Source organism: Bacillus sp. 3103sda1, from assembly GCF_024159135.1.
Taxonomy (GTDB): domain Bacteria; phylum Bacillota; class Bacilli; order Bacillales; family Bacillaceae_G; genus Bacillus_A; species Bacillus_A rhizoplanae.
Window position 1 is genome coordinate 1 of the sequence record NZ_JAMYWS010000002.1, and the last position, 9,328, is coordinate 9,328.

Genomic DNA, 9,328 nt, shown 5'->3' on the forward strand with positions numbered 1-9,328 from the left:
TGGTACCCCTGAAACAAACAACAAAAAAGAATCCTGCATAAGCAAGATTCTCACAAAAAATATGGTTATTCCTTCAGTCTAATTAGTAAAGAAGATAGAAGACGCCTTATCGTTCCAAGTTGATCCGACATAGCTAACATTGATACCCGATTGCACCCAGAATCTTGCCCCTCTGTAGTTACTATCCCAACACATAACTGTCCAGTTATGATTGTAACCCGCCTTCAACGAAGAGATTTTGTCGTTCCAAGTTGATCCGACATAACTAATATTACTAGAAGCTCCGAAGTAACTCCCTCCGTAATTAGAATGTTGATAAAAATACGAATTATAATAAACAGCTTGGGCTGTAATCGTATTGTTCTTAGTATCCTTTTTACGCTCAACAACAGCACTCTGCAAATGATTATTTAAACGGTCTTGATTTGTAAACCCATAGACTACTCCCTCTGCTTTTGCAGCGTCATCGAAAACAAACTGAGTTACATTCTTTACATGCGAATCATCTTGTGCATATTTAACACCATCAATCATAACAGGCAAGTCTTTTAATTGAACCATACTCTGTGTTGAAGGCGTTTGTTTTGAAACTGAAGTTGATGTCGTATCAGCAAAAGCAGTAATAGGAATGATCGCCAAAACAAAAGTCAGTAATGTAATAACTATTTTCTTCAAGAAAATCCCTCCTAGATGGTTTCCTATCCCCAAAAAAGGAAAATAGGCTTAATTCATAAGGAATTTAAGTGTTACCTTCATTCCTCGAATCATTTCCGTACCCCTTAATTATTATTAATTAGGGCTTCTTTATATGTATAAAATTCCCAATAAAAGTACAGCAAATTATAATTTCAGACAAAGAGAGTTCCTTTCTTTTCGATGTTTCTCCTTGTTTTTGGGTGTGAGTGCTGGCTAGTCGTGTGGGGACTAAACCCCACGAACTTAACGTAACTACATATAGAAAAAGCTGATTGCTTAAATCGATAGAACTGGGTGGTTCGGCTGGTACAATTGCTAGTCCAAGTCGAGCAATCTAAATCCCCGTTTTTGGTCTGTTCGGCTTGGCGAAAACTAAAAACCAGCCGAAAAAAGTTTTGCAAGGAGGGAGCAAAGCGGACAAGGTGGAGATTTTTGAGCGTTCTTTGCTCAAAAATACTACCTGTTCCTTGCGGAACTTTTAGCCCTATATATAAGAGTGAGAAGAGCAAAGTGAAGAAAGTCAGTAATAGCAAGGGTTTATAAGATATAGGGTGTACCCAAAAAGGAACACCTGTGTACCCAAAAAGGAACACCTAAAAAATGGAAAATATAATAAAAAAAAAGATGTCAATATAAAATGACATCTAAAATAAATAAATTGGTAACTTATGTTTTTTACCATCTTCAGTTACAAAATTTTTAAGTGATTTTTTAAAGATTTTTTGAGTTGCTTTATCTACTCCATCTTTTGGAGAACAACACATAATATTTGGATTTACAAACCATGTACGACTTGTACAAATACGACCATCTTCTGTAGTTGTTCCAGTTTCTGCAACTGCTAATAATCCTTTTTTCATTAAACCATTCATTAACTCTGATACTTTCCCTCTAGTTCTATTTAACTTTCTAGCAAGATAACTAGGCGTTGCACTATCAGAGTCAAATTCACTTTCTTTACTTATTCTTTCAACCAAAATATTCGTTTTAAATTCAACATAAGGTATTAAATCCATTAGAAACGCTTTTTCAGCTGTAGTTAAATAATTAATTTCACTCAGGTAATTGTAATTATCCATAATAATTTGCACAAACCTCACCCGATCTGTTGGCTTTTTCTTTTTTGCAATAAAATATTCTTCTCCACCAGTCGCCTTACTTAATAACTGTAAAAGCATTGCTTTCTCTTCTTCTGAATAACCACCGGCTTGCAACTGATCATAAATACTATCAATCTTACTATCTCTTATTTTCGCTTTTTTTTCAGCTTGTCCAAAATCTACAACTTTTGGCATAAAATAATTCTCTCCCTTAGTGGAAGGAATCAACTTTTATATGTTAGAATGTATATAGAATATATATTGGTTGATTCCAACCTTATTATGAAAAACCGCCTCGCCGACCAAAGCTTGGGCGGTTTTTCTCGTTTATACGTCTTTCTTTATAATAACATGAAATACGTTACTAAAGGTTTCCATCTGTTAAAAATCAATTCTCTTTTCCACCATTATTCACGCCTATCTTTCCATATCAAAATTTTGATATCTGCTCATTTCTTTCTTATGTTCACGCTCAAAATGATTATCTACGCCTTTATTATCCAATTCATTTTTGATAATCCCTCTAAACGTCTGAAATTGATCTTTTAAGACTTTTTTCGTTTGTTCATACAAAACCCTTATATTCGTCTGTAACCCCCTTATATGAGCTTTTAATGAGCTGATTTCCTTATTTAATACACCAACTTCTTTTTGCAACTGACTTTTTTCTCGTTTCAATGTTCGATTTTCTTCCATCCACCCCTCTGCATGCACCTTTAAACTCTCATTCTCTTTCACAAAATCTGTTTCTCTCAAACGCTCATAATCTTTTTTTATCATAACTGCTGCATTCACTTGTTGTGTGAATTCTTGATATTGTTCTGGTGATAATACATAATTTCTTGTCTTTTTCTTCGTAATTTCAGCTTTCCCAAACATTTTATCCTGTACTTCTGTTATTACTTCTCTACGCAAAAACGGAATCACAACAGCTTCATTTGGCACTTGATCCATAGCACTATCTAATTCTTCCTGTTGTTGTTTTACCATTTTTTCTAATTCTAAATAACGCTGGCCAATCAACTCCAGCTTTTCACTTTCACTCTCTACTTGTTGTTTCACTGTCTCTAATTCTTTGTACTTATCAAGTACATCGCTTTCCATATTCTCTTTCACCATCTGTAATTCTTTTGCTTTTTCTTCAGCATTTTCTACATGATGATTAATCACTCGCAACTGCGTTTCTTGTTTTTGCACTTGATTTTCAACAGCCGATTTCGTTTCTGCATATTCCTTGTACTGACGGACTTTCATGTACTTATGAGACCCCACATTTGCCCTCTCAAAATCAGAAATATGCTCTTTTGCTAATTCCTCAATATAAGCCGTTTCTAGTGTTCTCCAATTCGCAATTAGTTCCGTTCCTTTTCCTTCTACGCCTTGTTGTTGCAAGGCTCTATCCATTCCGACACGCCTCGTTAATCCTCGACTACTTTCGAAATTCGGTACATAGTTAATATGTAAATGCGGATTTGCTTCATCATCATGTAAAACCATGTTATAGACTGCTAGATTTGGATTTCGCTCTTGAAACGCTTCAGCATACTGTTTTAGCGCTTCCTTTTTGGCTTCCCTATACTTTGGGTCGTCTTTTCCTTCCCCAATTCCTACAACGAGTTCTCGCTGCTCATGTGTCTTTTCATCTTTATGTATTTTGTCATAGTAGTCCTTAATCTTACGGTCATTCCGTTTTTGTTTCTCGTTATATTTGTCCATTGCTCCTTGGAAGACATCCTTGTATACACTTCGGATGTCCTTTTGAACAAAGTAAATATTCTCATCTAACCTGGATGGATCGATGCCAGGATTCCCATGAATGTTTTCCCTGTTATTATGACTCAATGAACTTTGGTGAGATTGATTAAATGAAATAGAGAACAACATAAAGTTCCACCACTTCCCCTAGAGTAATTGATACAATAAGTCTAGCAAGGCGACGAAATTGTGTCAATTAACGTAACCCTATACGTATTTTGACGCTACGCATCAAAATCGATAGGGGTCTGCGACGCTCTTCGGCTTCGCCGAGCCATGCATAGCATGGCAAAAACAAGACCTTGGACTCTGTCCAAACCTGCCGGGGAACTCTTCCCCAGACCCCATTAATCAAACTCCCCAACCCCTCAATCCTTGAGGGGCTCCCTCGCCGGTTGGCGTCCCCAAAACGATTCGTTTTGAGGAACTTCCAAGAGGATGGAAAATCAGTCGTACGTGTCAATTCCTTAATGCTCCTTTCATGGATCAGCACAAACCGCTGAACCATGAAAGTCCGCTTACCATTGACACTTACCGCTTATTCTTCCTCTCCCAAATTACATCTCTCATGTAAAGCCTAATGACAGGGTTATTTATATAAACCTAATATACAAATTATAAGGTACACTTTCTCTCTTTCTCGCATAATCTATCAGTGAATTCTATTATAAGGAAGGAGGATGACATATGACAGTATCAATTGGTAGAGTATATATACAAGGATTGAAAATCAATGTACGGACAGGCCCAGGTCTTGGGTATCAAAAAATTAGACAAGTAAATCAACCTGACACATTTTTAGTATCGCAAGAACAACATGGTTGGCTTGAGTTAGAAGGAAACAATGAGTGGATATATTACGATAAATCGTATATAAAATTTTTGAAAAATACAGAAAAAGTAGACCCGCCTGGTATTGCAACTATTCAAGGAATCGGAGTCAATGTTCGAAAAGGCCCAAGTAAAAATTATGATGTTGTGAAACAACTGAATAAAACAGATGCGATTACACAATACGCTGTATACAAAGTGTTTAACGGCTGGTTAAATTTAGGTGGAGATCAATGGATTTATTATGATCCATCATATATTTCCTACAACAAATAAAAGAAATGCGCCTTCTTAAAATAGAAGGCGCATTTCTTTTGGAAATTATTGGTTTTTCGATTCTTTACTTGTTAAAAAAGAATTCTAATTTATTTACTAAATAGGCGACTCCAAAATGATTTCTTCTGTTCTGAAGCTGCTATTAGGCGCTTGCTATCTTGTATTTCTCTTAATACTTGCATTAATTGAATGTCTCTTTGTTCTTCTCTTATTATTCTTTGAGCATCAGTTTCCTGTAAAAGTTTACTTTGTTGATCCAATCTTTGAATTAACTCTAAATTGAGTTGTTCTAATCGTTCTATACGTTCTGTTAATGTTTTTATGTGTTCTGTATCTGCTACGCTATCTGTAGCAACAGTTGCTATCTCATTTTCTTCAACACTTGTCATTGCTAGATTTATAGCCTGTTCTAGTGTTACGTTCTTCTTGTTCATAGCTGTTACTAGCCGTTCTATAGTTGCTACATCTTTATGATAAAAAATTCTAGAATTATTATTGCCGCGCTCGAAAGGATACCCGGCTTCCTCCAGGGCAAGGCAATATTTACGCAAAGTACTTGAGCCAATCCCTAAGTTCTTGGCTACCTCAGATCCCCAATAAGTTTGAGCCATATTTTGTCCTCCCTCTGTTCTAAGCTGTTCTTCAGTTGCTATGTAGTGTTTTCCTTCTTTAAAAAGGTAACACCTTCTTTTTTAAATTTAAAGATGAGTTTTCAATTATCGAGTGTCTTTTCTTATTGAATTGATACTTCTCCCCGCATACTATTTCACCATCTTTACATACTACAAACAAGCTACCCCTAGAAATCACATCTTGTAGACCTACTTTTCCATCTCCAAGGATGAGCAGTTCACTTTTGATAGCTGCTCTTTTCAATGCATTCCCCTCGAGTCATAACTATCATTGCTGAGTTGACTTTTTTTATATACATGCACTCTTTAGTTCTATATAGCACATAATGTAATGTAAATCCGCCGGAATATCTAAAAGCAACCCCCATTGTTTGGCTCCTTACCAAAGGAGGAAAATATCCATGGGCTTTGGAGCTGGTTGTGGTGGCTTCGGTGGCGGCTTCGCCTTACTGATTGTATTGTTTATTTTATTAATCATAATTGGTTGTAGTTGTTTTGGAGGCGGTGGCTTCTGCTGATGCTGCTAAAAAAAGGCACCCTATTTGAGTGTCTTTTTTTATTAAAATGTGGACGGGACCCCTAGTAATAAAAATATACAAGATTTTATGCAAAAAATAAGGAAACATAGGGAATGATCGAAATGCCAAAAGACGCGCCACAATAAGAATGTATAAAAACATGTATACCATCATAAAAAGAGAAAACGGACAAACCTAATTGTATCAAAGGTTTGTCCGTTTTCCTTGCTTCCCATAATGTTACGTTATGTTAACCGAACATGTATAGAATATACATATAAAAAGGCTCTCTATAAAGAAGAGAACCTTTCTTATAAATTAATCCACATATACAATTATTATCTCTTTTTCTATACCTTGTGACTAGTGCTAACAAACTGTACTCCATTTATTAATAACAAGCATTATTAATTACCAACGAACTCGGGACGCATAAATTTTCCCCTTAAAATAGTAATTAGACCAACTATCTCTAATATCCACCTTGTATGTAACTCCAGGTGTTAGGTCATAAAACAGAGCAGTATACTCTCCAGCGTCATTCAACTGAAAACTTTTCCACAGTGTACAATTATATGAAGATTTACAAAGTCGAATACTTAATGGAGCTGGACTATAATACCTTTCAGCAACATTATTACTACGATTTACTTTACTCAAACTTAGTAGTTTTACTTGACCATGAACATACGAAGTTGTAGGTGTGAGGTATCCATCCCAAGCACCATCTTCAGTAGCAAAAGAATAGAATCCATCTGCATGTGCCTGAGGAGCAAAAAATCCCAACAAAGCAATAGATAATCCACCAGTAATTACTAAACCTTTTACTTTAGAAAATATTTTCTTCAATGAGAATCCCACCTCTCTAAGTATTAACATCCTTAAATATTTTACAGATAAATAGATAAAAATGTAATATTTTCCCTTAAATTGGAATAATTGGAATGTTGAAATAAGTAATTTAAATACTAATAAAAAAAGATATCAATATAAAATGACATCTAAAATAAATAAATTGGTAACTTATGTTTTTTACTATCTTCAATAACATGATAAAAAGAAAAAATGGACAAACCTAATCACATCAAATGTTTGTCCATTTTCCTTGCTACCGATAACGATAATTATGTGAACACGAAAGTCCTCCAGTTAAACAATCTAGAGGACTTTTAATAGTCTTCTAAATACATTGAATCCCGATAATAGTACCTTATGTTAACCTCACATGAATACAGTTACAAAATTCAATTAACACAATACTCTTATTCATCTTTTTTATTAGGTTCTTGGATTTGAAGTAGTTCAACAAAAACATTTAGCATGTCCTGTATTTGAATTCGATTGTCTACAAAATGTTGCAAATTAAATCCATTAAAAATAGCCATACTTGTTGTTGCTAAAGTTCTGGCATCTAATGGACTTCCGATTATACCTTCGTCTTTCATTCTCTGAAAAAAATGTGTAAGGAATGATCTCCATTCTTCCATTTGGAGAATAAGCTTTTCTTTTATTAGAGGTAATTGATTAGATATCATACATCCTTGGAGAAGCATGGGAGAAGATCCTTTTTCATAAGCTTCATTTACTAAACGCAAAGAGTATTCCTTAAACTTACTTAGTAAATCACACTCTTTTCGAGTAAGAGCTTCCTTTAAATCTTCAAAATAAAAATCAATTCCTTCTTTTATCAGTTTTAGCAAAAACTCCTCTTTATTGGAAAAATGAACATAGAAAGCACCTTTAGAGTAACCAGCATGTTTCACAATTTGATCAACACTTGTACTAGAATAGCCTTGTTTAGAAAACAAATTAATTCCTGATTGCATTAATTTGTTGATGGTGTTTTCTGATTGTTTCTGATGATAAATTCCCATAGCAACCTCCTTTTTAAAAAGACTGAATATTTAATTAATAGTAACACATTCTTCATCATATAATAAATTGATTAATACCGACTAGTTAGTATTAAAAAATAATACTTATAGGGATCTCACCACATTTTGAAAAAAACACGTTTATGTTGGATAAAATAGGAGGAATGAGAATGAAAAAGTTTAAAATGAGTATCGCCGCATTCGTAACGACGTTGTTAGCATTGTTGATCCCTTCTTCTACATTTGCAAACACCATAGAACCTTTTAGTGAAGCTTTTAGTTCTGGGTGGGATTACTTAGGAGAAGAAACGCTTTATTCTAATGGTGCTGAAAGTCATGTGTATGCCTCTACTGGTGGAGATTATAAGATTTGTCGGGATTCTTACGTGGGTCCAGCTGGTAAGTTAAAAGTTGAATTATGGGAGTACGATCCTGATAGTTATAATGATTATGTAGGAGTAAGATATTTAGCACGAGGAGAATGTGGGATTTTTAGAAATATTGGTGGCTTTGTTGATGGAGGAAATGAAGCGGAATTTTTTGCTAAATCAAGGTCTAGCAGTACGATGCGTATAATCTTTTTTGATTAATTCACTAATCAAATGAAAAAAGAACCTGGGATTAATTCATAAAGGCTAAAATGAAGGATAGTAAAGATCGAGCTGATAGGTTGCAGAGTAAAGCATTGTTTTAGAAGTATTTTTGATCTTTGGTCTACAATTTGCGTTTTGGCTAGAGTGCTGGCTCGTCGTGTGGGGACGAAACCCCACGTATTAAACGTATCAATATATGGAATAAGAACAATTTTTGAACGATTGATTTAGGCGGTTCGGCTCGTATACTTGCGAATCCAAGTCAAAAACCATTAGCTTGCGTTTTGTCTGTCGGTTTGGCAATAAAAGCAAATCGAGCCGAAAAAAGTTTTGCAAGGACAAAATCAAAAAGAAAAGGCGTTAGCCTTTAGGTGAGGATAAACGAACCGACTTTTTTATTTCGAGGGTGGAGATTTTTGAGTGTTTTTCTCAAAAATACGACCCGTTCCTTGCGGAACTTTTAGCTATATATATAAGAGTGAGAAGAGCAAAGTGAAAAAAATCAGTAATATCAAGGGTTTATAAGATATGAGGTGTTAATTTTTTTTAACACCTAAAAAATGTAAAATCACAAATAAAGGTACAGATAAGTATAGTTTTCCGTGTTCAACTCCTTACCGATATATAAGTCAGAGTGTAAGAGTGACAAACCTTACTGGAGCAGTTGAGATTGTTTACTTACAGTATTATAACGGTCAGTGGAATTACAAAGCTCATAGTGGTGGGACCTTACCAGCTCTATTAAAATACACCAATACAAATCCAACACCTTATACTCTTAGTAAATATAGTGCAAATGGATATCAACATCGACTTTATATTAAAGCTCGAACTACATCTACAGTAAAAGTTATCTGTTGGGGTAGCCCATCATGAGTTTGAATTAAACAAGTAGCATAAAAGACCTAGTGACAGGGTTCGTGCTATAGACAGCAACCCTGTCACTAGGCATTATAAAAGCAACTTCCGAGAACGATAATTATGTGAATGAGCTGTCCATATAGATGGCTTATTTTATTTTTTGCTTAGCATGGTTTTTTTCCGAAATGCTGG

The 9,328-nt window shown here is 34.9% G+C and carries 10 protein-coding genes; 3 read left to right on the top strand and 7 right to left on the bottom strand.

Going from position 1 to position 9,328, the window contains the following annotated elements; genetic code table 11:
* Positions 1-78 precede the first annotated feature (78 nt).
* The 3 genes from NKR74_RS23830 to NKR74_RS23840 all read right to left on the bottom strand — a co-directional run bounded on the left by NKR74_RS23830 (position 79) and on the right by NKR74_RS23840 (position 3,680).
* Positions 79-675: a peptidase inhibitor family I36 protein gene (locus tag NKR74_RS23830; protein WP_253631216.1), complete on the bottom strand. Its 597-nt coding sequence runs from the start codon at positions 673-675 to the stop codon at positions 79-81.
* 665 nt (positions 676-1,340) lie between these two features.
* Positions 1,341-1,991: a MarR family transcriptional regulator gene (locus NKR74_RS23835; protein ID WP_253631217.1), complete on the bottom strand. Its 651-nt coding sequence runs from the start codon at positions 1,989-1,991 to the stop codon at positions 1,341-1,343.
* A gap of 222 nt (positions 1,992-2,213) precedes the next feature.
* Entirely contained in the window at positions 2,214-3,680 is a 1,467-nt protein-coding gene (locus NKR74_RS23840) for a plasmid recombination protein (RefSeq protein WP_253631218.1), read from the bottom strand.
* 558 nt (positions 3,681-4,238) lie between these two features.
* Here NKR74_RS23840 and NKR74_RS23845 point away from each other — a divergent pair.
* The gene (locus tag NKR74_RS23845; protein WP_253631219.1) at positions 4,239-4,658 is read left to right on the top strand and encodes an SH3 domain-containing protein; all 420 of its coding nucleotides are present in this window, start codon (positions 4,239-4,241) and stop codon (positions 4,656-4,658) included.
* An 89-nt stretch (positions 4,659-4,747) separates the two neighbouring features.
* Here the strand turns inward: NKR74_RS23845 and NKR74_RS23850 are convergent, their stop codons facing one another.
* Entirely contained in the window at positions 4,748-5,269 is a 522-nt protein-coding gene (locus tag NKR74_RS23850; RefSeq protein WP_253631220.1) for a DUF3967 domain-containing protein, read from the bottom strand.
* Positions 5,270-5,327: 58 nt separating this feature from the next.
* On the bottom strand, positions 5,328-5,534 hold the full coding sequence (locus NKR74_RS23855; protein ID WP_253631221.1) for a hypothetical protein: 207 nt from the start codon (positions 5,532-5,534) through the stop codon (positions 5,328-5,330).
* Between the two features lie 157 nt (positions 5,535-5,691).
* Here NKR74_RS23855 and NKR74_RS23860 point away from each other — a divergent pair, with 157 nt between their 5' ends.
* A complete protein-coding gene (locus NKR74_RS23860; RefSeq protein ID WP_253631222.1) occupies positions 5,692-5,808 on the top strand; it encodes a YjcZ family sporulation protein in 117 nt (38 codons plus the stop codon).
* A 411-nt stretch (positions 5,809-6,219) separates the two neighbouring features.
* On the opposite strand, the gene NKR74_RS23865 is transcribed toward NKR74_RS23860, so the two are convergent.
* Entirely contained in the window at positions 6,220-6,657 is a 438-nt protein-coding gene (locus NKR74_RS23865) for a hypothetical protein (protein ID WP_253631223.1), read from the bottom strand.
* Positions 6,658-7,070: 413 nt separating this feature from the next.
* Positions 7,071-7,682, bottom strand: coding sequence for a TetR/AcrR family transcriptional regulator (locus tag NKR74_RS23870; protein ID WP_253631224.1), 612 nt, complete (start codon positions 7,680-7,682; stop codon positions 7,071-7,073).
* 170 nt (positions 7,683-7,852) lie between these two features.
* Between NKR74_RS23870 and NKR74_RS23875 the strand changes: the two genes are divergently transcribed.
* Positions 7,853-8,272: a hypothetical protein gene (locus NKR74_RS23875; protein ID WP_253631225.1), complete on the top strand. Its 420-nt coding sequence runs from the start codon at positions 7,853-7,855 to the stop codon at positions 8,270-8,272.
* The last annotated feature ends 1,056 nt before the right edge of the window (positions 8,273-9,328 follow it).